This is a genomic window from Hydrogenophaga sp. UC242_53 (genome assembly GCF_042696965.1).
Lineage (GTDB): Bacteria > Pseudomonadota > Gammaproteobacteria > Burkholderiales > Burkholderiaceae_C > Hydrogenophaga.
The window spans coordinates 5112378-5134387 of record NZ_CP170552.1 but is presented as its reverse complement, the minus strand read 5'-3'; the positions used below and the strand labels follow the sequence as shown (position 1 = coordinate 5134387).

The following is a 22010-nucleotide window of genomic DNA, read 5'->3' as shown; positions in this document are numbered from 1 at the left end:
GTGGTTCAGCGTGGCCGGGTTCACTGGCGCACCTTCGCCCTGCGGGCCGCGGTGCGAGCTTGCTTGGGAACGGCCCGGCGCTGCGCTCATGCGGGGTCGATCCGGACCGCGAGCCGCAGGCCGGGCAGGTAGTCGATGCAGACCTCGCCGCTGCGGCCTTGCGCCAGGCGCTCCAGCAGCGGCAGCGAACGCAGCGCGGGAATGGTCGCGCGCAAGGGTTCCAGCGTGGCCTGCTCCAGGGGCCGCGCGGGCGCTTCGGTGGTCTGCACGGTGATGCGCGCCAGCGCCTGCGGCGAGGGCTCGCACTCCAGCCGAAGGGACACGCCCGCGCAGTCCGGCACGGGCCGCTTGGCGAACAGGGGTTCGGGGTACTCGCTGTCGTAGGCCAGCAGCAGCGTGGCCTGGCGGTCCAGCACCACCTGGCCGAGCGCGTCGATCAGGCCGGCGCCGAAGCTGCCGTCGTGGGCGCACAGCACCTGGCACGGCGCCATCGACTTCGTGGCGATGCCCCAGTAGCCGGCGGGCGCGTTGTGCACCGAGTTGTGGAAGCGCGTGGGCGAGATGTGGCGGTCGTCGGTGGCGAGCTGCTCGCACAGCGCGTGGCAGTTGTGGCCGTCCGAGCCCGAAGCGCTGAACACCGTCGGCCAGGGTGGACACGTCGGCACCGGCCGCGGCTTCCAGGCCGATGCCCAGCGCGAGCTTGATCACGCGGCTGGCGCGGCGGCGCTCGGCCGGCGGCAGCAGGCTGGGCGTGGGCAGCACCGAGGGCGCGGGCGCCCAGGCCTGCTCACCGCGCAGCACGGCGCGCGCACTGGGCCAGTCGGGCAGGCCCGGCGCGATCAGGCCGATGCCGGTGATCCAGGCGGTCAGGGGCGCGTTCATGCCTGCACCCTCCCGAACACCAGGCTGCAGTTGCTGCCCCCGAAGCCGAAGGAGTTGGTGAGCGCGTGGCGCAGCGCGGCGGGCTCGCCCTGCAGCTGGTAGCGCAGCGGAATGGCGGGATCGCGCTCGCGCGTGCCAGGGCTGCCGGGCACATAGCCATCGACCAGGGCGAGCGCGCACAGCACGGCTTCCACCGCACCGGCCGCGCCCAGGGTGTGGCCGGTGGCGCCCTTGGTGGACGAACACGGCACGCGGTCACCGAACACGGCGGCCACGGCCTTGCCTTCGGCGCTGTCGTTGGCCGGCGTGGCCGTGCCGTGCAGGTTGATGTAGTGGATGTCGCCCGCGTTCAAGGACGACGAGCGCAGCGCGGCCTCCATGGCCAGCTTCGCGCCCAGGCCTTCGGGGTGCGGCGCGGACATGTGGTGCGCGTCGCTGGATTCGCCCGCGCCCAGCAGCCACACGGCCTGCGCGTCGGGGGCGTCAGCGCCGCGCTCCAGCAGCGCGTAGGCGGCGCCTTCACCGATGGAAATGCCGTCGCGCCCCGCATCGTAGGGTCGGCAGGGCTCGGCGGAGGTGAGTTCGAGCGAGGCGAAACCGTACAACGTGGTCAGGCACAGCGAGTCCACGCCGCCGACCAGGGCCGCGTCGATCGTGCCCAGCTCGATCTGGCGCGCGGCGGCGGCGAACACCTTGGCGCTGGACGAACACGCGGTGGAGATCGTCATGGCCAGGCCGGTGATGCCCAGGTGTTCGCGCAGGAACTCGCTGAGCGAATACGGGTTGTGCGTGGTGGCGTAGCTGAAGGCGGCGGGCAGCGCGCCGCTGGCGGGGTCGCGCTGGCGGTAGGCGAGCTCGGTCTCCAGGATGCCCGAGGTGCTGGTGCCCATGAAGACGCCGACGCGGCCCGCGCCATGGCGCTGCACGGCGGCGCGCACGCGGTCTTCGAAACCATCGGCGCGCAGCGCGAGCAAGGCCAGCCGGTGGTTGCGGCAGTCGTAGGCGGCCAGCGAGGCGGGCAGCGCCTGGGCGTCCACACCCTGAATCTCACCCACCCAGGTCGGCAGTTCCACGGTTTCGAAATGGCAGGGCCGCAGCCCGCTGCGGCCTTGGCGCACGGCCTCGCGGTGGGCATCGAGTCCCACCCCCAGGCAGGTGGTGGCGGTGTAGGCGGACAGCAGCAGGGGCTTCACGGGCAGGGGGCAAAAACGGGGTCGGGCATTGTCTCAGATGGTGGCAGGAAAACCGCCCGCGCTCAGTGCGGTACCCGGCAGACCAGCATCACGTTGGCGAAGGGCTTGCGCCCGCTCATGGGCTCGGTCTCGACCACGAAGCCCAGCTGCCGCAGCTCGGCCACCCAGTCCTGCAGGGTGCGGCAGTACAGGCGCGGCAGGCGGTGCCCGCGCGTGTAGGTGACGAGCCGGTCCACGCCGTTGCAGATGCGGTAGGTCAGGCCCGCGCCCGCGTCGCCGATGCGGGTGAGGAACACGCCCCCGGGCGGCAGCGCCTGGCGGATGCGCGCGAGCACCTCGCGCTGCTGCTCGTGGCTGAAGTAGTGCAGCGCGTCGAGGATGAGGATGGCGTCGGGCCGGCCGAAGTCGACCGCGTTCATGTCGCCCTGCTCCACCCGCACCACCGGGTGCTGCGGGCCGAAGGCGCGCGCGGCGCGGTCCACGTCGCGCTGCATGAGCTCAATGCCGCGCAGCTTCCTGGGCTGTGGCGGCGTCGCCCAGCCCGCCGGCCAGCGGCCCTGCTCGTGCAGCCGGCGCGCGGCCAGCAGCCAGGCGAACAGGCTGCCCTGGCCGCAGCCGAGGTCGAGGTAGTGGCCGCCTTCGGGCAGCAGGCCGCGGCGCAGCATCTCGTGGAAGATGCTGTCGTAACCGAGCTTGCCGCGCGCGTAGTGGTAGGCGAAGCGCCCGCTGGGGCGGAAGGTCTGGCTGGCTTCGTTGACCAGCAGCTGGACGGATTGACGGCTCATGGGGGAAGGGTTTGGTTCAGGGTGACGGGAGGAAGCTGGCGCTCGGCGAGGGTCTGCAGCAGGCGCGGCAGCACCACGAGAATGACGGGTTCACCGGCGGGGGTGCGGGCACAGTGGCCGTCGTGCATCAGCACGATGTCGCCCGGGCCCAGGTGTTGCGAGAGGCGCTGGAACACGCGCTCGGGGTCGCCGGTGCGGGTGTCGTAGGCGCGGCGCGTCCAGGTGGCGAGCGTGAGGCCCAGGCCGTGCAGCACCGGGTCGAGGAAGGGGTTGCGCAGGCCGGCGGTGGCGCGGAAGAAGCGCGGCGCCTCGCCCGTGAGGTCGGCCAGCGTGGCCTGCGCGCGCACGATGTCGCGCCGCATGGCGCCCGGGCCGAACAGCGAAAACGCGTTGCTGTGCGCGTACCCGTGGTTCTCCACGCGGTGGCCGCGCCGCACGATCTCGCGGCACAGCGCGGGGTGCCGTTCGGCGATGCGGCCGATGCAGAAGAAACTGGCTTTCGCGTTCGCGGCGTCGAGCAGGTCGAGCACGCGCGGCGTCACCTCGGGGTCGGGCCCGTCGTCGATGGTCAGCGCGACCTCGCGCCGCCGCACCGAGGCCTCGGGCAGGCGGATCAGGTTGGGCCCGAGCAGGCGCGAGCTCGGCCACAGGCCGGCACCGGCCAGCAGCGCGTGGTTGCGCCACCAGCGCGCCCACCGCCCAGGGCCAGGCGGCCGGCACGGCCAGCGTGCCGAGCACGGCCGCCCCGTGCACGGCGGCGCTCGCGCTCAGGAAAGGGGATGGGCTCCAGCGCTTCGTTGGCGATGTCAGTGGAAGTGCCCGGCATCGAGGAAACGCGCCCACAGCGGCCGCCAGGCCGACCAGTCGTGCCCGCCCGGCACGGTGTGGCGCGAGGCGGCCGGGAAGCGCTCGGCCAGTTGCGCGATGCGCGCGGCGAACCGGTCTTCCGTGCCGTGGCCGACGAACACCGGCAGCTCGGCCGGCGGGTTCTGGAGCCACTGCCACACGCGCAGCTCGGGATCCTGCAGGTCCTGCGCGCTGGGCTGCCAGCGATCGATGCCCCCGGCGCGCTCGATCACGTTCACGCTCGGGCGGCTGCCCGGGTAGGGCGCGAGCAGGCACAGGCCGTCGGCCACGCCGGGCCGCGCGGCCAGGTGCGCCATGGCGACCATGCCACCGAGCGAGATGCCGCCCAGCCACACGCGCGCGCCGCGCTCGCGCGCCGGGGTGAGCACCTGGTGCTGCAAGGCGTCCCAGGTGTCGACGGCGTCGAGCCCGAGCCCGCTGAGGTCCACCGCCAGCAGGTCCAGCGCCAGGCCCCGGCGTTCGATGGCGTCGGCGAAGCCGGCCTCGAAGAGCTCTTCGGGCCGCATCGCCGACGCCGGGCAGCATCACGAGCAGCTGCGGCGCAGCGCCCGAGGTGCCGACCGTGCGCAAGGCCTTCACGGCGCGGGCCTTCTGACGGCGAAGGCCGCCGACAGCACCAGCGCCAGCACCGCGCCCGGCCCCACCGTCACGCCGATGGCGTGCAGCACCGGCACCGTCGACCAGGCCAGCACGCCGAAACCGATGACGGTGGTGAAGCTGGCCACGCCGATGGACAGCAGGGTCTCGTCGTCCAGCACCTCGCCGAGCGCGAGGCGGTCGAAGAACAGCGCGTAGTTGGAGCCCACGGCCACGGTGAGCAGCATGCCCACCAGGTGCAGCAGGTGCAGGCGCACGCCGAAGAAGTGCAGGCCGGCGATCACGACCAGCACCGCCATCACCAGCGGCAGCATCACGCTGGCCAGCCGCAGCGCGCTGCGCTGCACGAAGGCCATGGCCACGACGATGGCGAGAAAGCCCGCGAGCGAGAGCACGATGGCCTCGTCGATGTACTCGCCGTAGAGCGTGTCGAATTCGCCCTTGAGGTCGATGAAGAGCGCGCCGCTGCCGGCCAGCGCCTCGCGCACGGCCGCCACCGGGATGTCCGCGCCCGTGGCCTCGGCCGAGGGGCGCAGGGGCAGCAGCACGCTCCAGCCGCTGGGGCGTTGCATCAGCAGCGCGTCCACCGCCAGCCCCAGGCCCGTGCCCTCGAGGTCTTGGCGCGTGAGGTTCGGTGCGCTGCGCGCGGCGGCCACGTCGTCCAGGAAGGGCTGCAGGCGATCGGCCGAGAGCGGGGCGTCCACCAGCGCGCTGCGCAGCCGCTCGCGCAGTTCGTCGGGCGTGGGCAGGCTGGCGCGGCGCGCGGCCTGCGTGGCCTCGCTCGGCAGGAAACGCGCCGGGGTGTCGAAACCGCCGATGAGGCCTTGCTCGACCAGCGGCCGCAGCTTGGCACCCGCGCGCTCGGCGGCCTGCAGCGCGCTCTCGCGGTCGGGCGCGGTGATCACGGCCATGTAGCGCGCATCGGGCGCGCCCAAGTCGCCGCGCAGCCGCGCATCGAGTTCGCCTTCGGCCTGGCTCACGGTGGACAGCGCGGACAGGTCGGACTGCCACACATCGTGGCGCTCCTGCACCAGGTACACGCACGAGACCAGCACCAGCGCCAGCAACGGCCAGCGCAGCACGGTGGCATGGTCCACCAGCGGGCGCAGCAGGCGGCCCTGGCGCGCGCCGTCGTGCAGGTGCACGCCCGGGCCCGCGAGCTGGGGCAGCAGGTAGCGCGTGACCAGCGCGGCCGTGAGCACGCCGGTGATGGCGTACAGGCCCAGCTGCGCCAGGCCCGGAAAACCCGAGAACAGCAGCGCGCCGAAACCGAGCACCGAGGTGAGCACGCCCAGGCGGATGGTGGGCCAGTACTGCTCGCGCCAGGACCCCACGCCCTGCCGCCCCGACTGCACGAAGTAGTAGATGGCGTAGTCCACCGCCTCGCCGATGAGCGCGGCGCCGAAGCCCACGGTGATGCCGAACACGGTGCCGTGCACCAGGCCCACCATCACGATGGCCGCGAGGGTGCCGCTGAGCACCGGCACCAGCGTGAGCAACATCAGGCGGCCACGGCGGTAGACGAAGCCCAGCATCACCGCGAGGATGGCCGTGCTGATGAGCGAGAGGCGGCTGACCTCTTCCTGGATGGTGGCGCGCGCGCGCACCGCGAACAGGCCGGGGCCGGACATCTCCAGCGTCAGGGCCTGCAGGCCGGGCTGCTGCTGCACGACCTGCGCGAAGCGCTCGCGGATCAGGTCGATGGCGGCGGCCTGGCCGTCGGTGTCGGAGCCCAGCGCGTGCGTCTGCACCACCAGCATGGCGCGTTCGCCGTCGCGCGAGGCCCATACGCCGTCCTGCTCGTTGGGCTGCACGCCGGCGTTCAGGCCCGAGACCAGTTCCACCAGCTCGCCGGTGGGGTCGCGCGCCAGGTAGGGCTTGAACAGCAGGCCGGCCGAGGAGCTGAGCAGGTCCACGCTGTGGTTCACCGCGCTGCGCAGGCCCTCCACACTGAAGCGCTCGGGCGTGACGGCGCCGCTGAGCACGTAACGGTGGTCGAGCAGGAAATCGCGCGCGGCGTCCAGCGCCTCCGCCTCGCCGTTCTGCACCGTGTCCAGGCTGGGCTCGTCCTTGAGCGAGGCGCGCAGCGCGCGCGAGGCGTCGGCGCGCTGGTCGGCGCTGCCGCCGACGATGGCCAGCATCAGCAGGCGCGAGACCGCGCCCTCGCGCAGCTGGTCCACCATGACCGACTGCTCGGGCGTGGGCTTGGACGGCAGGAAGAAGGAGACGTCGGCCGAGAAACGCGTGTTCCACAACAGGCCCAGGCCGACGGCCATCGCCGCCAGCCAGATCAGCAGGGCACGCCACACGCTTCGGGTCATGGCGTCGGCTCGATCGTCATTTCGGTGCGGTCGCCGTCGGCCTGCAGGTAGTCGATGCCCAGCACCTGCTGGCGCACGCCCTTGACGGTGATGCTTTTGAGCAGGCTGGTGATGCGCTCGTCGTTGGGCACCAGAACGAGCACCCAGGCCTCCAGGCTGCCGCTGAGCGAGAGCTTGTAGTGGCGCTCCAGCGCGGCGCGGTCGCCCGCGAGCGTGCTGCGGATGCTGTCCACGAAGGCGGCCACTTCGGGGCGCGCGCTCAGGCGGATCGTCATGCGGCGGCGGTCGCGCTCCACGCTGAGCGTGTCCTTGTCGAGCACCATGGTCTCGACCTGGGGCGTGAGCGTGCGTTTCTCCAGCCGGTCGGGCGGCGTGTAGCGCATCTCGCCGGTGGCGATGACGGGTTTGTCGAGCAGCGCGAGGTGGCGCTTCTCGACGAACTTCGCCTGCCCGCCGGGGTTGCGGGCGAGCTCGGCCATCAGCTGGTCGAGATCGAGGGCGGCGTGCGCCAGGGCGGTGAAGCCCAGCAGCGCGAGGCCGCAGAAGAGTCGTCGGATCATGTGCGTTGCCAGAAATCGTAAAAATTGAACCAGTTGTAAGGCGCCCGGCGGCAGAGTTCGCTCAGGCGGTCGGCATAGGCCTGCATGGCCTGCGCGATGGCGGCGTCGCGCTCGCCGCGCTCGACGTTGGAAAAATCGGCCAGCAGCTCGAAACGCAGTTCGTAGCGGTTGTCGCCCAGGTACAGGCCGGCCATGAAGAACACCGGCCGGCGCAGCATGGCGGCCATGCGCCAGGGCCCGACCGCGAACCGCGCCGGCGCGCCCAGAAACATGCATTCTGCCGTGCTGTCGTTGGCGAGGGAACGGTCGGCCAGCAGGCCGACCAGGTGGCCGTCGTCGAGCTTGTCGCGCGCCTTGAGCATGGTATCGGGGTGGCCGAGCGCCACCACGTCCTGCTGGGCGCCCGGTTTGATGGCGTTGAGGATGGCGTTGATCTTCTGCGCGTTGTCCTCGTACATCATCATCGCCACGGGCACGTGGGCCCGGGCATGCGCCATCACCCGCAGGACCTCGAAGCTGCCCAGGTGGGCGCCGAGCAGCAGGGCGCCGCGCTGGCGCTGCAAGATATCGTGCAGCGCGTCGTCGCCCACGAACGTGATGTCGAACAGATCAAAGCGGTCATTGAGCAGGTAGATGCGATCGTGCACGGTGCTCGCGAAGCTGAACACGTGCCGGTAACCGTCGCGCCAGGTGGGCGCACGGCCGAGCGCGCGGCGCAGGTAGTCGCGGCCGGCGCGGCGCGCGCGGGGCGAGAAGAGCACGAAGTACAGGGTGACGAAACGCAGCACCAGGCGGCCGAAGGGGCGGCCCAGCGTGAGCGAGAGCCAGACCATGAAGCGCAGCGCGCCAAGGTGGCTGCGTTCGCGCTGGCGCATCCACTCGGGTGGCGTGTCGCCCCTCATGGCGCCGGGGGCACGAGGCTGCCCGCCGCCACTTCGCGGCCTTCGCAGCTCACGCTGAAGGCGATGGCGCCGCGCGGCGTGGTCTGCAGCGCGAAGCGCAGCACCTGGGACGGCCCGACCGGCACGAAGAACTTGGCCTGCGCGACCTGCCACCCGCCCTGCCACGGGCGTTGGCGCATCTGTCCCGCGAACACGATCGCCTGATCGAGCAGCGCCACGCCCGGCACGATGGGGCGCGCCGGGAAGTGCCCGGCGAAGGCCGGGTGGTCGGGCGGCACGGCCCAGTGGAACTCAGCCTCGTCCATCGCCAGGGCCCACTTTCTCGGTGTAGAGCGCCTGCAAGGCCTGGCGCGGCAGCTTGCCGGTGCTGTTGCGCGGCAGCGCCTCGACGAACACCAGCGGGCGCGGCAGGAAGATCGCGTCCAGCCGCTGGCGCAGGCCGGCCATGAGCGCGCGGGCGTCCAGCGTGGGCGCGACCACGAAGGCGGTCAGGCGCGTCACGCCGTCGTCGCCGAGCTCATCGGGCAGGAAGAAGGCCGCGTCCACCACGCCGGGCAGCGCGCCGATCTGGTGGTTCAGGTAGGCCAGCGAGGTGCGCTTGCCGGCGATGTTGATCAGGTCGGCGTGGCGGCCGTGCAGCAGGAAACAGCCCTCGGTGCCGGACTCGATGATGTCGGCCAGCGGCACGCGGCCTTCGACATGCCCGCCGCTGGCGTAGGTGGTGTCGCCCTCGTGCTCCAGGTGCACGGCCTCCATGAGCCGCCAGGCCGCGCCGTCGAGCGTGCGGCGGCTGGCCAGCGCGGAGGATTCGGTGGAGCCGTAGATCTCGTGCACCGGCGCGCCGCAGCGTTCTTCGGCGCGGCGCGCGAGATCGGGGCTGAGCGGCGCGGTGGCCGAGAGCACCAGGTCCATGGGCGGCAGCGGCAGTTCCGAGGCCAGCAGCGCGGAGAGGTGGAACGGCGTGGTCACCAGCATGCGCGGGCGCGGCACGGCGTCCAGCGCGGCCACGATGTCCTGCGGGTAGAAGGGTTTGCCGGCCGCGAACTGGCAGCCGCCGTGCAGCGCGATCAGAAAGGTCGACTCGAAACCGTAGCTGTGCTGGATGGGCACGGTGCCCACGATGGATTGCGGCCGTTGCATGAGGCCGAGGGCCGTGGCCTCGGCGCGGCCGTTGAGCACCAGCTTCCCCCAGGTCTTGCGGTGCGGCTGGGGCAGGCCGGTCGAGCCCGAGGTGAACAGGATGGCGACCACGCGCTCGGCGTCCAGCCGGGGCATGTCGTGGATCTCGGGCCGGGGCTGCACGGAAAGATCGGGGAACACCAGGCCGGGCAGGTCGGGCACCGCCCCGGGGCGGTCGCCAAGCCAGGACACGCCGGGGTAGTCGGCCGCCAGGCGCTGCAGCGTTTCGGGCGACTGCGACGAGGGCTGCAGGCTGACCTTGCCCGCCAGCAGTCCGGCGGCGAAACCGACCGCGAAGTGGTAGCGGTCTTCGCACACGTTGAGCAGCCAGCCGCCCTCGGGCAGGCGGGCGGCGAGTGCGTGCGCGTCGGCCAGGAACTCGCGCACGCGCACCGCGCCCTGCGCGCGCCAGGCGAACACATCGTCGAGCCCGTGGGCCCCGATCAACGGCAGGGTGTCGTTCATGGCGGTGGTGGCGCGGCGCTGCGGCGCGCCGACTCGCGCTGGTAGGCCCGCCGGATGTCGGCCAGGCCCGGGCGTTCGTGCGGCGGCAGCACCCGCAGGCGGACGAGGTGCTCACCCAGGAACATGAGGCCAATCAGCGGACCGGTCAGCACGTTGGCGTGGATCGACCAGATGGCTGGCGGCGCCCAGATGAAGAGCCCGGTGGAGACCAGCGCGTTGGCGAAGAAGAAGATCGTCCAGGCCAGCGTGGCGCCGCGCGTGTAGCGCAGCTTGCGCTCGGACAGCTCGGACCCGAAGATGCGCCGCGCCATGCGGGTGATGAGGGCGTCGCCGGGGCCGATCAGCGACTTGCCGAACAGCACGCCCAGCGCGATGTGGATGCCCAGGTGCTGGATGTAGTACAGCAGGGCCACGTTGTGGCGCAGCCGCGGCCAGAGCCAGGCCAGCAAGGCGCCCAGCGCCAGCACGCCGGCCCCGCGCACGGCCCAATGGGGCAGCCGCCACAGCGCCATCAGCACGGCCACGGCGATGGGCAGCACGGCCACGGCGGCGTTGAAGTCGGCATTGCCCCAGCCGTTGCTGCCCACGTGCGCCGCGATCACCCAGGCCACCATCAGGAGCAGCGCGCCGAGGTCCCGCAGCAGCGTGGAAGCGGTCATCTCACTGGGTGCGCTGGCTGGCGATGTGGGCGGCCAGGGCGCGCGGCGAAGCGAAGATCTTCTCGTTGTCCTCGTTGTCCGAACGCATCTGGAAGCCATAGCGTTTGGAAATGACGAGCGAGATCTCCAGCATGTCGATGGAGTCCAGGCCCATGCCGTCGCCATACAAGGGGCCGTCGGGATCCACCTCGGCGGGCGCGAGCTCCATGTTGAGGGCTTCGATGATCAGCGCGACCACCTCGGGCCAGAGGGCATCGACGGTTTCAGGGGAGACGGGTTGGGTCATGACGGTCACTCGGGAAAAGGGGTCTTCAAAGGGGCGGCGCGCGGAACGCCAGCACGGCGTTGCTGCCACCGAAGGCAAAGGAATTGGACAGCGCCGCGCGCAGCGGCACCTGGCGGCGGCCTTGCAGCACGTGGTCCACGCCCTCGCAGGCGGGGTCGATGCGACCGGCCAGGTGGGCGGTGGGCGGGATGGCCTGCTCACGCAGCGCCAGCACGGTGCGCACGGCCTCGATCGCGCCGGCGGCGCCGAGCAGGTGGCCGTGCATGGATTTGGTGGCGCTCACGGGCAACTCCGCGGCGCCGTCGCCGAACACCTCGCACAGGGCCGCGACCTCCACCGGGTCGCCCTCGGGGGTGGCCGTGCCGTGGGCGTTGACGTAGCCGATCTCGGCCGGCGCCAGGCCGGCGTCGGCCAGCGCGGCGCGCAGGGCGCGCACCTGGCCCTGCCGGTGCGGGCGGACCAGGTGGCTGTGATCGCAACTGGTGCCATAGCCCACGATTTCACCATGGATGGTCGCGCCGCGGGCGACCGCGTGGTCCCAGGCCTCCAGCACCAGCGCCGCCCCGCCTTCGCCGAGCACGAGGCCGGCGCGGTCGGCCGCGAACGGGCGGCAGGCGGCGGGCGCGGTGTCGGCGTCGCCGGGTGCCATCACGCGCATGGCGTCCCAGGCGCGCAACACGCTGTAGGACTGGCAGACGTCGGAGCCACCGGTGACCATCACCGTGGCCTCACCGCTGCGCACGCGCCGGAAGGCCTCGCCGATGGCGATGCTGGAGGACGCGCAGGCCGCCGTGTGGCTGGTGCTCACGCCGCCCAGGCCGAGCTGGATGGAGATGTGGGCGTTGACCGCGTTGTTCATGCCCTGCACCACCGACAGCGGCGAGACGCGCTCGCGCCCCCGGATCCACAGATCGCGGCCACCGCGCTCGTGCGCCTCCAGGCCGCCCAGGGCGGTGCCCCAGATGCAGCCCCAGGCCTCGCGCTCGGCGCCCTCGGTGTCCGTGGCCTGGCGCGGCAGGCCGGCCTGCTCCCAGGCCTGGAAGGCCGCGGCCACGCCGAGCTGGGCGAAACGCTCCATCATCAGCGCCAGCGGCTTGCCCAGCGCGGCCTCGGGGTCGAAGCCGGCGCAGCCCACGAACGGGTGGGACAGCGGGCGCGGCAGGTCCTGCGTCACCCGCAGGTGGCGCACGGCGGATTCCCCGGCCAGCAGGCGTTCGAAGAAATCCCGGGCATCACCGCCGTAGGGGCTGATCACCCCGATGCCGGTGATCGCGACGCGGTGGGGGCGCATGTTCAACCGGCCTTGAGCGCGGCCAGCGAATCGATCACGGCCTGCATCTCTGCCACCGTCTTGGGCGGCTGCACGTCGGAGGGGATGTCGATGCCCAGCCGGTCCTCGGCTTCGAACATCAGTTCGGCCAGCATCAGCGAGTCCACCCCGAGCTCGGCCAGCAAGGCATCGGGCAGCACCTGATCGGGCTGGACACCCAGGCGGTCGACGAGGAAGGTGCGGATCAGTTCAGTGGAGCTCATGAAAATTGCCCAAGGATGAGACTGGCACGGTGGGGCCTGCACGCAAGCCGATGCGCAAAAACGAACATGGGGGGAACTCCTCCGAAGCAAAGACCGTCTTGGGGTTCTGGTACGGCCTTGGGCGGGCGCGCCGCCCTTGCTTCACAGGGCATGGGATTATACAAAGGGGCTACAGGAAGGCCGGCTGTCACACGCGTGTCGTACATTAGGCCGGCCCCCTGCGCCGGCCCCACCCACACCCATGCCCACCCCCACCGAACGCGCCTGGTACCGCCAGCTCCTGTCCCGGTTCGTCACGCTGTGGTACCTCAAGGCCTTCGGCACCATGGCGTTCATGGTGTTGTTCTTCCAGGCCTACTTCTGGGTGCTGCACCACCCGATGGCCGAACCGCTCATGATGCCCATGCTCGTGGTGGACGACTGGGTACCGTTCCTGCCCGGCGCCTTCTACGCCTACGTGTCGCTGTGGGTCTACGTGTCGCTGGCACCGGCCCTGCTGCCCAACCTGCGCGAGCTGCTGCGCTACGGCCTGTGGGTGGGCGCGCTGTGCGTGTTCTGCCTGGCGCTGTTCTGGCTGGCCCCGACCCAGACACCGTTGACCGACATCGACTGGTCCCAGCATCCCCGGCTGGCCTTCCTGAAAGGCATCGACGCCTCGGGCAACGCCTGTCCCTCGCTGCACGTGGGTTCGGCGGTGTTCTCGGCCTTCTGGTTCCAGCGCATCTTCCGGGAGACCGGCGCGCCGGCCGCGCTGCGCTGGCTCAGCGTATTGCATTGCGGGGTGATCGTCTGGTCCACGATGGCGATCCGCCAGCACGTGTTCCTGGACGTGCTGGCCGGCGCCGCCGTGGGCGCGGTCTTTGCCTGGCTGTCGCTGCGCCGCTGGCTCAGCCCGACGAGAGCCTGAACACCGCCACGGCCTGCACCATCTGCTCGGCGCGGGTCTTGAGGCTGGAGGCCGCGGCCGCGCTCTCTTCCACCAGCGCCGCGTTCTGCTGCGTGGCCTGGTCCATCTGCGTGACGGCCTCGCCGACCTGAGCCACGCCCGAGCTCTGCTCCTGGCTGGCCGCGCTGATCTCGCCCATGATGTCGTTGACGCGGCGGATCGAGTTCACCACCTCGGTCATGGTCACGCCGGCACGGTCGACCAGCGAGCTGCCCTGCTCCACGCGCTCCACGCTGGCGGTGATCAGGCCGCGGATTTCCTTGGCGGCTTCCGAGCTTCGCTGCGCGAGGTTGCGCACCTCGCCGGCCACCACCGCAAAGCCCCGGCCCTGCTCGCCGGCGCGCGCGGCTTCCACCGCCGCGTTCAGCGCCAGGATGTTGGTCTGGAACGCGATCCCGTCGATCACGCCGATGATGTCGGCGATCTTGCGGCTGCTGTCGTTGATGTCGCGCATGGTGTCCACCACCTGGGCGACCACCTCGCCCCCCTGCGTTGCGCACGGTGGAGGCGCTCATCGCGAGCTGGTTGGCCTGCTGCGCGTTGTCGGCGTTCTGGCGCACGGTGGAGCTGAGCTGCTCCATGGACGCGGCGGTCTCCTCCAGCGCGCTGGCCTGCTGCTCGGTGCGGGCCGACAGGTCGTTGTTGCCCTGGGCAATCTCGGCGCTGGCGATCGCCACGCCCTCGGCGTTGCCGCGCACGTTGGAGACCACGCGGCCCAGGCTGTCCTGCATGCCCTTGAGGGCCTGCAGCAACTGGGCGGCTTCGTCGCGGCCCTCGGCGGGGATGGCGCGCGTGAGGTCGCCGTCGGCGATCAGGCGCGCGGTTTCGGCGGCTTGGCGCAGCGGCACGGTGATCGAACGGCTGAGCACGAAGGCGGCCGCCGCGCCCAGCAGGGTCGCGAGCACGCCGCCCATGATCAGGATGGTGCGGCCATTCGCAGCCATCTCTTCGGCTTCTTTCAAGGCCGCGTCGTAGATGCCCTGCTGGCGCTGCTCCAGTTTCAGGATGGTGTTGATATAGGCCTCGGCCAGGGGTCTGAGGTCGCGGTCCAGCGCGGCGCTCATGTCTTCACCGGCCATGCGCGCCTTCATCACGACACCGCGCGGCGTGCGGTAGGCCTCGCGCGCGGCGTCGATGTCGGCGATCATCTTCTTGCCGGTGTCGGACTTGACCAGCTCGACCATGCGATCGCGCGAGGCCTGCGAGATCTTGGAGGTCTCGTCCATGTCCGCCTGCCACGTGGCGATGCGGCTGGTGTCGGAATCCAGGATGGCCGCGCGGGTGCGCACCCAGTTGATGTCGATGGTCTGGCGCCAGCGCGCGGCCAGCTGCAGTTTTTCGTTGTCTTCCCCGGCCAGCGTGCGCGTGGTCTGCACCAGCTCCTGCAGGCGCCAGACGCCGATGCCGGCCATCAGGGCCGTGATCAGCAGAACCAGTCCGAAGGCGATGGCCAGGCGGCTGCCAACCTTGATGTCGTTGAGTTTCATGCGGGAGAACTTTCTGGAGGAGTAAGGGGATCGGCGTCCCGGGCCAGCCCGCTTTTGGCGGTCATGGCCCAGCGCCACCACCCCCAGGGCATCGGCGGATTGGCCACGATCTTGAGCCACCCGCCTGGCGGCGATGCGCCGAAGAGGGCCCGCTCTTGCCCGCTTTTCAGCGCCCGCCCACAATGCCTTCCCATGCCCACCGACTCGAAACCCCTGGCCGTGGTGGCCGCCGACGCCCCGGCGCGCACCAAGCCCTCGAACTATCCCGAGCCTTTTGCGGCCCGCGTGGCCGGGCGCGTCAAGCGTCCCCTGGGCGACTTGTTTGCCCTGAAACACTTCGGGGTCAACCACACGACCCTGCCGCCGAAGTCGGTGTCGGCGCTGCGCCACGCCCACAGCCGGCAGGACGAGTTCGTCTACATCCTGGCTGGGCACCCGACGCTGTACACCGACGAGGGCGCCACGCCCTTGTCGCCCGGCATGTGCGCGGGTTTTCCGGCCGGCAGCGGCAACGGCCACAAGCTGGTGAACGAAACCGATGAGCCGGTGCTGTACCTGGAGGTGGGTGACCGCAGCGAAGGCGACGAGGTCAGCTACCCGGAAGACGACCTGCGGGCCGTGCAGGTCGACGGCCGTTGGGCCTTCACGCACAAGGACGGGCGGCCGTACTGATATCGGCGCCGCGGGCACGGTCAGACCCGCTTTGTCATGCCCTTTTTTTGAGCATCGCTCGCGCCGCCAGGCGGGCCGCGGCCTGCGGCAGTTGTCCCAGGGGTTGTCCACACCCTTGGGCACAGCAGCTGTGAGCAACCCTCGAAAGAGCCTCCTCGGAAACGACAAAGCCCTTGAGGCAACTCAAGGGCTTGAACGTGGTTGGTGCGGCTGGCGGGGATCGAACCCACGACCCTTGGCTTCGGAGGCCAATACTCTATCCACTGAGCTACAGCCGCAACGCCAGCGATTCTATCAGCCGAGGGGGCGGCGCTCGGTGGGTGCCAAGGGGGCTTGGCTATAATCCAAGGCTGTTTGCCCGGCCTGACACGGGCACGCCCCACACCCGAACAGGCCTTGCTTCGCCACCCCCTGAGGACATCATGAGCGACCACGCGCACGAAGAACACCATACCGGTCCCATCAAGACGCCAACCCAGTTGATGTGGACGGCCTTCTTTGCGTTCGTCGCGCCCATCTTCATCATCATCGGCCTGGTGTACTACGTGGTCTCGGCCAACAAGCCGGCGGCCGGCGCGGTGGACATGGAGCAAGCCGTTGCCCAGCGCATCCAGCGCGTGGGCACGGTGGAGCTGCGCGACGCCAACCGCCCGCTGGCTTCCGGCGAGTCGGTGTACACCGCCCAGTGCGCGGCCTGCCATGCGGCGGGCCTGGCCGGTGCGCCCAAGTTCGGCGACGCCGCCGCCTGGGGCCCCCGCATCGCCACCGGCTATGAAGCCCTGCTGACCTCCGCCCTCAAGGGCAAGGGCGCCATGGGCGCGCAAGGCGGCGGCGCGTTCCGCGACACCGAGATCGGCCGCGCCGTGGTGCACCTGGCCAACGCCGCTGGCGGCAAGTTCCCCGAGCCCCAGGCACCGGCACCCGCCGCTGCAGCAGCCCCTGCGGCCGCTGCAACGCCTGCCCCCGCTCCTGCCGTGGCCGCAGCGGCTCCGGCGCCCGCTGCCGCTGCGCCGGCACCTGCCGCCTCGGCCACCGTGGCCGCTGGCGCCGGTGAGGCCCTGTACAAGCAGGCTTGCGCCGTGTGCCACGTGGCCGGCGTGGCCGGTGCACCGAAGTTCGGCGACAAGGCCGCCTGGGCACCCCGCGTGGGCGCTGGCCTGGACACCCTGACCGCCACGGTCATCAAGGGCAAGGGTGCGATGCCTCCCAAGGGCGGCGCAGGCGCCGCCGCGGAGGCCGACATCAAGGCCGCCGTGCAGTACATGCTGAACGCGGTGAAGTAAGGCGCGTCCCCTTCCCCCCAAAAAGCCGGCCCCGTGCCGGCTTTTTTGTGCCCGCGCGCGGCCGCCCTCAGGCGGCTTGTAGCGCCTGGGGATGGGGAATGAAGCCGAACCGCGCTGGCAGCGCATCGGCGCGCACCTCGGCCGGGCGCCAGCGGCCGGCTTCGACCGCGTCGGCGGCCAGGTTCATGTCGGCGCTGTGCACCAGCCCGACACCCAGATCGGTCACCAGGTACAGCCGGCCCAATTCGTCCAGCAGGCTTTCCTGCACGCGCGCCGGCAGGCCGGTGTGGGACAACACACCACCCTCGGGCTGCAGGCGCCAGATCCACGGCGTGGCCTCGAGTTCGACGTACACGCGCTGCGGCCCGTTCTGGAAGTACCACTGGCCTTGCGCGTCGGCCGCGTAGTTGCGGTGGATGAACTCGATGAGCTTGTCGTGCTTGAGCAGCGAGCCCTTGCTGGCGGGGAAAAGCCCTTGCGCCTGCGTGCGGTCGTCGCGCATGTACCAGTTGCCGCGGGCATCCAGGCCCAGCCAGCCATAACAGTGCGGCACATTGGGCCACTTGGCCATCGCGGCCTTGACGATGTCGTCCATGGCGAGGCTCCTCAAAGGTGGGCGAGCAGCCAGTTTCCCACGGCCTCGGGCATCGCGCGCACATGCCCGGGAAGGCCAAGGGGTCCGTACGAGACCGGAAAGCCCACATCGCGACCCTGCTCGGGCTGCCACAGGGTGACGTGATGGCCCGCGTCCTGCTGGGTCGGCAGGGACTCGGCGGGCACGAAGGGGTCGTTGCGCGCATTGAGCGCGAGCGCGGGCACGCGGATGCTGTGAAGCACCGGCTTGGCCGAGGCACGCGCCCAGTAGTCGGTCGTGTCCTTGAAGCCGTGCAGGGGCGCGGTGAAAAGGTTGTCGAACTCGTAGAGGTCGCGCGCGGCCAGCAGCTTCTGCCGGTCGAACAAGCCAGGGTGCTGCTCCAGCTTGCCGAGCGCCTTGGGCACCATGGAGCGCATGAACATGCGGGTGTAGACCACGCGGTTGAAGCCGCGCCCGATGGCGTGGCCGCCCGCGGCCAGGTCCAGCGGGGAACACACCGATGCAATGGCGCGCACGCAGGAGGTCGCTTCCGTGCCCATCTCACCGGCCCAGCGCATCAGCGCATTGCCACCCAGCGACACGCCCACGGCGATCAGCGGCCGGCCCGGGTGTTCCTCGGCAAAACGGCGCAGGATCCAGTCGATCTCCTGGAAGTCACCCGAGTGGTAGGCGCGTGGCGCGTGGTTGAGTTCGCCCGAGCATCCCCGGAAGTGGGGCACCGCGTAGGCCACGCCGTGGGCGGCGGAGAAATCGGCGAAGGCCACGGCGTACTGGCTCGCGGAAGAACCCTCCAGCCCGTGGAACAGCACCAGCAGGGGCGCCTCCTGCGCGCTGCTGTGCAAGGCCTGGTCCACGTCGATGAAGTCGCCATCGGGCGTCTTCCATCGGCTGCGCTTCCAGCGCGGCGGCGGTCCGAAATGGCGGCGGCTGGCCAGCGCGGCCCACACCGTCTGCGGGTTGCCTCCGGGCAACCACCACGGCGCGCGGTAGGAAAAGCGGTCGGACTTCAATGCAGCACCGGCTGGGTGGTGAAGGCCTCGAGCGGCTCGGTGCGTGAGCCGGGGCTGGCGTGGTGCGCGACCATGCGCCAGCCCTGGGCGGTCTTGGCATAGACGTTGGTTGCGCACCACCCAGGCGTGTTGCATGCCATCGTCCGTCATCACGGCCACGCGCTCGACCACGCTGTGCACGCTGCAGCCACCGGCATCGAGCCGGCGCACCTTCTCGGGCTGGGCCTGCACGCTGCCACTGGCGAACATGGTCTCGAACGCGGCGCGCACCGCGGCGTGCCCCACGAGCCGGGGACCACCCGGATGCACACACACGATGTCGTCCTCGTCCGCCCAGCAGGCCATGAGGCGCTCGATGTCGGCGTGTTGCAGCGCGTCGTAGAAGGCCGCCTCCGTGTCGTCCGCCGAACCGGGGGGCAGTTTGGGTTTTCGCATGTGGGCTATTTTGCCGCCAGTGCCCGGTTGCCCGGGTGCACCCCCGGGTATATTCCCGCTGATCGACCTGATCTCATCCAGCGGAGGTTTTATGCGCACATCCATTCGACGCCTGTCCACCGGGGCCGCCGCCCTGTTGCTCGCCACCAGCCTCACGGGCTGTGGGTACAACGACTTCCAGCGCCTGGACGAGCAGAGCCAGTCGGCCTGGTCGGAGGTGCTCAACCAATACCAGCGCCGAGCCGACCTGATCCCCAACATCGTCGCCACCGTCAAGGGCGAGGCCAACTTCGAGCAGGAAACGCTCACCCGCGTGATCGAGGCCCGCGCCAAGGCCACGTCGATCCAGGTCACGCCCGAGACCTTGAACAACCCGGCTGCGATGCAGCAGTTTCAGGCCGCGCAAGGCGAACTGGGCAGCGCGCTCAGCCGCCTGATGGTGGTGGTGGAGCAGTACCCCAACCTCAAGGCCAACCAGGGCTTCAGCGACCTGCGCGTGCAGCTCGAAGGCACCGAGAACCGCATCACCGTGGCGCGCAACCGCTACATCCAGACCGTGCAGGAGTACAACGTGCTCGCGCGCAGCTTCCCCACCAACCTCACCGCGATGGTCTTCGGCTACAGCCCCAAGGCCAACTTCCAGGTCGCCAACGAGGCCGCGATCTCGACACCGCCCACGGTGGACTTCAAGAAGCCATGACGCTGCGCCTGGCCCGGTGGCTGCTGGCCGCCCTGGGGCTCTGGTTCTTCCCCTCCTGGGCGCTGGCGCAAGGCCTGCAGCCCATCCCCGAATTGCGCGCGCGCGTGATCGACCAGACGGGCACGCTCGATGTGGCGAGCCTCGCCGCCATCGAGGCCAAGCTCGCGGCCTTTGAAAAGACGAACGGCTCGCAGGTGGTGGTGGTGATGGTTGCGCACCACCGCACCCGAAGACATCGCCGATTACACGCAGCGCCTGGGCGACGCCTGGAAGATCGGCCGGCGCGATGTGGGCGACGGCGTGCTGTTCGTGATCGCCAAGGACGACCGGCGCCTGCGCATCGCCACCGCGAAGGCGCTGGAAGGCGCGATTCCCGACCTGATCGCCAAGCGCATCATCGACGGCGCGGTGACGCCCGCGTTCCGCATCGGCAACTACGCCGCCGGCATCGAGGCCGGGGTCGATCAGATCCTGGCGCGCATCCGGGGAGAGAACCTGCCCCTGCCTGCGGAACAGGCCACGCGCGATGGCGCCGGCCTCGACGATTTCGACGGCATGGAGGTGCTGGTGTTCCTGGTCTTTGCCGTGCCCATGTTCTCGGCCGTGCTGCGCGGCATCTTCGGCAACAAGCTGGGCACGGTGTTCACGGGCATCGGTGCCGGTGGCCTGGCCTGGGTGCTGACCGCCGTGGTCTGGGTGCGCATCGGCGCCGGCCTGCTCGGCATGCTGGCCGCGCTGTTCCTGCAGTTCCTGCCGGCACCCACTTCGGGAGGCTCCGGCCGCGGTGGGCGTGGCGGCGGCTGGGGCGGTGGCGGCTTCGGAGGTGGGGGCGGAGGACGCGGAGGGGGTTTTGGCGGTGGTGGTTTCAGCTCGGGCGGTGGCGGCAATTTCGGCGGCGGCGGCGCTTCCGGCGGCTGGTGAGGGCAACAGGCCATGAACAAACTCGCCCGCATCCTGAAGCACCGTTGGCTGGACGCCTCGGACACCGCGCGCGCGGTGCCCGACGACATGGCCGAGCGTCTGGCGCGGCGCGTGGCCGCCAGCGAAGGCCGGCACAGCGGCGAGGTGCGGCTGTGCGTCGAAGCCGCCCTGCCCCTGAGCTACCTCTGGCGCATCAATGCCAGCACCCCGCTGTCCACCGTGGTGCGCGAGCGCGCGCTGACCTGGTTCGGCCGCCTGCGCATCTGGGACACCGAGCACAACAACGGTGTGTTGATCTACCTGCTGCTGGCCGAGCACGCCATCGAGTTCGTGGCCGACCGGGCGCTGGCGCAACGCGTCGCGCCGGCCGAATGGCAGGCCATCGTGGACCGTCTGGGCGCGCGCCTGCGCGAGGGGGCGTTCGAGGATGGGCTCACGCAGGCCCTGGAAGAAGTGTCCGCCCTGCTGGTGCTGCACTTCCCGGCCGACGCCGGCGCCACCCGGCGCAACGAGCTGGCCGACGGCGTCGTGCGCCGCTGAAGAGCGCCGGCGGACTCAGCCGCGCCGCTTGTCCTGCGCGGTGCGGCCGTTGTTGAGCGCCACATTCAACTCCTGCTGCAGCGCCTTGTTCATCTGGGCAAAGGTCTTGAGTTTGCGCGTGGTCTCGCGCAGTCGATCGGCCATGCGCTTGGAGATCGCCAGCAGCAAGCGGGCGCCCAACCTCGGGTCGTCCTTGAGCAGGCGCATCAAGGCCGTGCGCGAGAGCACGGCCGCCGCGATGTCGGTGTTGGCGGTGCAGGTGGCCGAGCGCGGCGCGCCATCCAGCACGCCCATTTCCCCGATCAGGTGGCCGGGGCCCATGATGTTCACCACCATGCTCTCATGCAGGCCGGGCAACTCGTTCTCGACCGCGATGTCGCCTTCCAGCACCAGCAGCATGTAGTCGGTCTGCTTGACCTCCCCCTCCTGGATGATGACCGCGCCCGCCTTGATGAGCTTGGGCCGCATGTAGCCCACCACTTTCAACGCATCGCTCAGGGTGAGGTCGGCCAGCGCCGACGAGGTGACCAGCAAACGGGCTGCCACCTCTTCCGGGGCCATGTCGGGGCTCTCAAAAATGGATGACATCGGCGATGCTCCCAACGTGTTCTTGTCTTGTCCGAGATGGTATGCGGACTGTCACACGGCTCGCCGCAAAAGCCGACAAAAAGACCGGCACGAGGCCGGTCCTTCTTTGATAAACGACACGAAGTCGTCGCTTATTTCTTTTGGCGGTATTTGCGCAGAGCGGCGATCTGCGCGGCCATGACCGCGAGTTCCGACGTGGCCTTGGCCAGATCGAGATCGCTCTTGGCGTTCTTCACGGCCTCTTCGGCCTGCCGGCGCGCTTCGGTCGCCTTGGCCTCATCGAGGTCGTCGCCACGGATCGCGGTGTCGGACAACACGGTGATGTGGTGCGGTTGCACTTCCAGAATGCCACCGGCCACGAACACGAATTCTTCACCGCCATCGGCCTTCTCGATGCGCACGGCGCCGGGCTTGATGCGGGTGATCAGCGGAATGTGGCCGGGCAGGATGCCCAGCTCACCGGCCTCGCCCGGCAGCGCCACGAACTTGGCTTCGCCGGAGAAGATGGATTCTTCGGCGCTGACCACATCGACGCGGATGGTGCTCATAGTTACTCCAATAAAAAAGGTGAGTGGAAAGCAAGCAGCGGGGTGGCTGGCTAGGC

23 protein-coding genes, 1 tRNA gene and 3 pseudogenes are annotated in these 22010 nt (G+C 70.5%); 6 read left to right on the top strand and 21 right to left on the bottom strand.

Features of this window, described 5'->3' with window-relative positions:
* Positions 1 to 86: 86 nt before the first annotated feature.
* The 14 genes and pseudogenes from ACFJI0_RS25870 to ACFJI0_RS25805 form a co-directional block, all read right to left on the bottom strand.
* Positions 87 to 882: pseudogene (locus tag ACFJI0_RS25870) on the bottom strand (beta-ketoacyl synthase chain length factor).
* Positions 879 to 2075: a beta-ketoacyl-[acyl-carrier-protein] synthase family protein gene (locus ACFJI0_RS25865; RefSeq protein WP_382322873.1), complete on the bottom strand. Its 1197-nt coding sequence runs from the start codon at positions 2073 to 2075 to the stop codon at positions 879 to 881. The pseudogene ACFJI0_RS25870 and the gene ACFJI0_RS25865 overlap by 4 nt, the downstream one beginning before the upstream one ends.
* Before the next feature lie 62 nt (positions 2076 to 2137).
* Positions 2138 to 2860: a methyltransferase domain-containing protein gene (locus ACFJI0_RS25860; protein WP_382322872.1), complete on the bottom strand. Its 723-nt coding sequence runs from the start codon at positions 2858 to 2860 to the stop codon at positions 2138 to 2140.
* Positions 2857 to 3453 carry a polysaccharide deacetylase family protein gene (locus ACFJI0_RS25855; RefSeq protein WP_382322871.1) on the bottom strand — a complete coding sequence of 199 codons (597 nt, stop codon included), beginning with the start codon at positions 3451 to 3453 and terminating at the stop codon, positions 2857 to 2859. Before ACFJI0_RS25855 ends, ACFJI0_RS25860 begins: the two co-directional genes overlap by 4 nt.
* 213 nt (positions 3454 to 3666) lie before the next feature.
* Positions 3667 to 4233, bottom strand: a complete 567-nt coding sequence (locus tag ACFJI0_RS25850; protein WP_382322870.1) for an alpha/beta fold hydrolase — start codon at positions 4231 to 4233, stop codon at positions 3667 to 3669.
* 69 nt (positions 4234 to 4302) lie between these two features.
* Positions 4303 to 6645 (bottom strand): MMPL family transporter, encoded by a 2343-nt coding sequence (locus tag ACFJI0_RS25845; protein ID WP_382322869.1) that lies wholly within the window; start codon positions 6643 to 6645, stop codon positions 4303 to 4305.
* Positions 6642 to 7205 carry a LolA-related protein gene (locus ACFJI0_RS25840; RefSeq protein ID WP_382322868.1) on the bottom strand — a complete coding sequence of 188 codons (564 nt, stop codon included), beginning with the start codon at positions 7203 to 7205 and terminating at the stop codon, positions 6642 to 6644. The genes ACFJI0_RS25845 and ACFJI0_RS25840 overlap by 4 nt, the downstream gene beginning before the upstream one ends.
* Positions 7202 to 8107: an acyl-CoA synthetase gene (locus ACFJI0_RS25835; protein WP_382322867.1), complete on the bottom strand. Its 906-nt coding sequence runs from the start codon at positions 8105 to 8107 to the stop codon at positions 7202 to 7204. Before ACFJI0_RS25835 ends, ACFJI0_RS25840 begins: the two co-directional genes overlap by 4 nt.
* On the bottom strand, positions 8104 to 8412 hold the full coding sequence (locus tag ACFJI0_RS25830; RefSeq protein ID WP_382322866.1) for a hypothetical protein: 309 nt from the start codon (positions 8410 to 8412) through the stop codon (positions 8104 to 8106). Before ACFJI0_RS25830 ends, ACFJI0_RS25835 begins: the two co-directional genes overlap by 4 nt.
* A complete protein-coding gene (locus ACFJI0_RS25825; RefSeq protein WP_382322865.1) occupies positions 8399 to 9751 on the bottom strand; it encodes an AMP-binding protein in 1353 nt (450 codons plus the stop codon). The genes ACFJI0_RS25830 and ACFJI0_RS25825 overlap by 14 nt, the downstream gene beginning before the upstream one ends.
* The gene (locus tag ACFJI0_RS25820) at positions 9748 to 10410 is read right to left on the bottom strand and encodes a hypothetical protein (protein ID WP_382322864.1); all 663 of its coding nucleotides are present in this window, start codon (positions 10408 to 10410) and stop codon (positions 9748 to 9750) included. The genes ACFJI0_RS25825 and ACFJI0_RS25820 overlap by 4 nt, the downstream gene beginning before the upstream one ends.
* Position 10411: 1 nt before the next feature.
* Complete coding sequence (locus ACFJI0_RS25815) at positions 10412 to 10696, bottom strand: phosphopantetheine-binding protein (RefSeq protein WP_291114403.1); 285 nt, start codon at positions 10694 to 10696, stop codon at positions 10412 to 10414.
* Positions 10697 to 10721: 25 nt separating this feature from the next.
* A complete protein-coding gene (locus tag ACFJI0_RS25810) occupies positions 10722 to 11987 on the bottom strand; it encodes a beta-ketoacyl-[acyl-carrier-protein] synthase family protein (RefSeq protein ID WP_382322863.1) in 1266 nt (421 codons plus the stop codon).
* Between the two features lie 2 nt (positions 11988 to 11989).
* Positions 11990 to 12229, bottom strand: a complete 240-nt coding sequence (locus ACFJI0_RS25805; protein ID WP_382322862.1) for an acyl carrier protein — start codon at positions 12227 to 12229, stop codon at positions 11990 to 11992.
* A 241-nt stretch (positions 12230 to 12470) separates the two neighbouring features.
* Between ACFJI0_RS25805 and ACFJI0_RS25800 the strand changes: the two genes are divergently transcribed.
* Positions 12471 to 13136, top strand: a complete 666-nt coding sequence (locus tag ACFJI0_RS25800) for a phosphatase PAP2 family protein (protein ID WP_382322861.1) — start codon at positions 12471 to 12473, stop codon at positions 13134 to 13136.
* Here ACFJI0_RS25800 and ACFJI0_RS25795 read toward each other — a convergent pair.
* Positions 13123 to 14662: pseudogene (locus ACFJI0_RS25795) on the bottom strand (methyl-accepting chemotaxis protein); the annotation flags it as partial. The gene ACFJI0_RS25800 and the pseudogene ACFJI0_RS25795 overlap by 14 nt on opposite strands.
* 63 nt (positions 14663 to 14725) lie before the next feature.
* Here ACFJI0_RS25795 and ACFJI0_RS25790 point away from each other — a divergent pair.
* Positions 14726 to 15334 (top strand): cupin domain-containing protein, encoded by a 609-nt coding sequence (locus ACFJI0_RS25790; protein ID WP_382322860.1) that lies wholly within the window; start codon positions 14726 to 14728, stop codon positions 15332 to 15334.
* Between the two features lie 202 nt (positions 15335 to 15536).
* Here ACFJI0_RS25790 and ACFJI0_RS25785 read toward each other — a convergent pair.
* Positions 15537 to 15612, bottom strand: a tRNA-Arg gene (locus ACFJI0_RS25785).
* 144 nt (positions 15613 to 15756) lie between these two features.
* On the opposite strand from ACFJI0_RS25785, the gene ACFJI0_RS25780 reads away from it, so the two are divergent.
* A complete protein-coding gene (locus tag ACFJI0_RS25780; RefSeq protein ID WP_382322859.1) occupies positions 15757 to 16617 on the top strand; it encodes a c-type cytochrome in 861 nt (286 codons plus the stop codon).
* A gap of 67 nt (positions 16618 to 16684) precedes the next feature.
* Here ACFJI0_RS25780 and ACFJI0_RS25775 read toward each other — a convergent pair whose 3' ends face one another.
* The 3 genes and pseudogenes from ACFJI0_RS25775 to ACFJI0_RS25765 form a co-directional block, all read right to left on the bottom strand.
* Positions 16685 to 17212: a DUF2946 family protein gene (locus tag ACFJI0_RS25775; protein ID WP_382322858.1), complete on the bottom strand. Its 528-nt coding sequence runs from the start codon at positions 17210 to 17212 to the stop codon at positions 16685 to 16687.
* Between the two features lie 11 nt (positions 17213 to 17223).
* Positions 17224 to 18222: a YheT family hydrolase gene (locus ACFJI0_RS25770; RefSeq protein WP_382325841.1), complete on the bottom strand. Its 999-nt coding sequence runs from the start codon at positions 18220 to 18222 to the stop codon at positions 17224 to 17226.
* A 210-nt stretch (positions 18223 to 18432) separates the two neighbouring features.
* Positions 18433 to 18567 (bottom strand): annotated as a pseudogene (locus ACFJI0_RS25765) (DUF4440 domain-containing protein); the annotation flags it as partial.
* A gap of 181 nt (positions 18568 to 18748) precedes the next feature.
* On the opposite strand from ACFJI0_RS25765, the gene ACFJI0_RS25760 reads away from it, so the two are divergent.
* The 3 genes from ACFJI0_RS25760 (at position 18749) to ACFJI0_RS25750 (ending at position 20818) form a co-directional block, all read left to right on the top strand.
* Positions 18749 to 19357, top strand: coding sequence for a LemA family protein (locus tag ACFJI0_RS25760; protein ID WP_382322857.1), 609 nt, complete (start codon positions 18749 to 18751; stop codon positions 19355 to 19357).
* 210 nt (positions 19358 to 19567) lie between these two features.
* Positions 19568 to 20278: a TPM domain-containing protein gene (locus tag ACFJI0_RS25755; RefSeq protein ID WP_382322856.1), complete on the top strand. Its 711-nt coding sequence runs from the start codon at positions 19568 to 19570 to the stop codon at positions 20276 to 20278.
* A 12-nt stretch (positions 20279 to 20290) separates the two neighbouring features.
* Positions 20291 to 20818 (top strand): TPM domain-containing protein, encoded by a 528-nt coding sequence (locus ACFJI0_RS25750; protein ID WP_382163109.1) that lies wholly within the window; start codon positions 20291 to 20293, stop codon positions 20816 to 20818.
* Positions 20819 to 20833: 15 nt separating this feature from the next.
* On the opposite strand, the gene ACFJI0_RS25745 is transcribed toward ACFJI0_RS25750, so the two are convergent.
* Both ACFJI0_RS25745 and ACFJI0_RS25740 read right to left on the bottom strand, forming a co-directional pair.
* Positions 20834 to 21379, bottom strand: coding sequence for a cyclic nucleotide-binding domain-containing protein (locus ACFJI0_RS25745; protein ID WP_291114468.1), 546 nt, complete (start codon positions 21377 to 21379; stop codon positions 20834 to 20836).
* Positions 21380 to 21537: 158 nt separating this feature from the next.
* Positions 21538 to 21954 carry a F0F1 ATP synthase subunit epsilon gene (locus ACFJI0_RS25740; protein ID WP_382322855.1) on the bottom strand — a complete coding sequence of 139 codons (417 nt, stop codon included), beginning with the start codon at positions 21952 to 21954 and terminating at the stop codon, positions 21538 to 21540.
* Positions 21955 to 22010 lie beyond the last annotated feature (56 nt).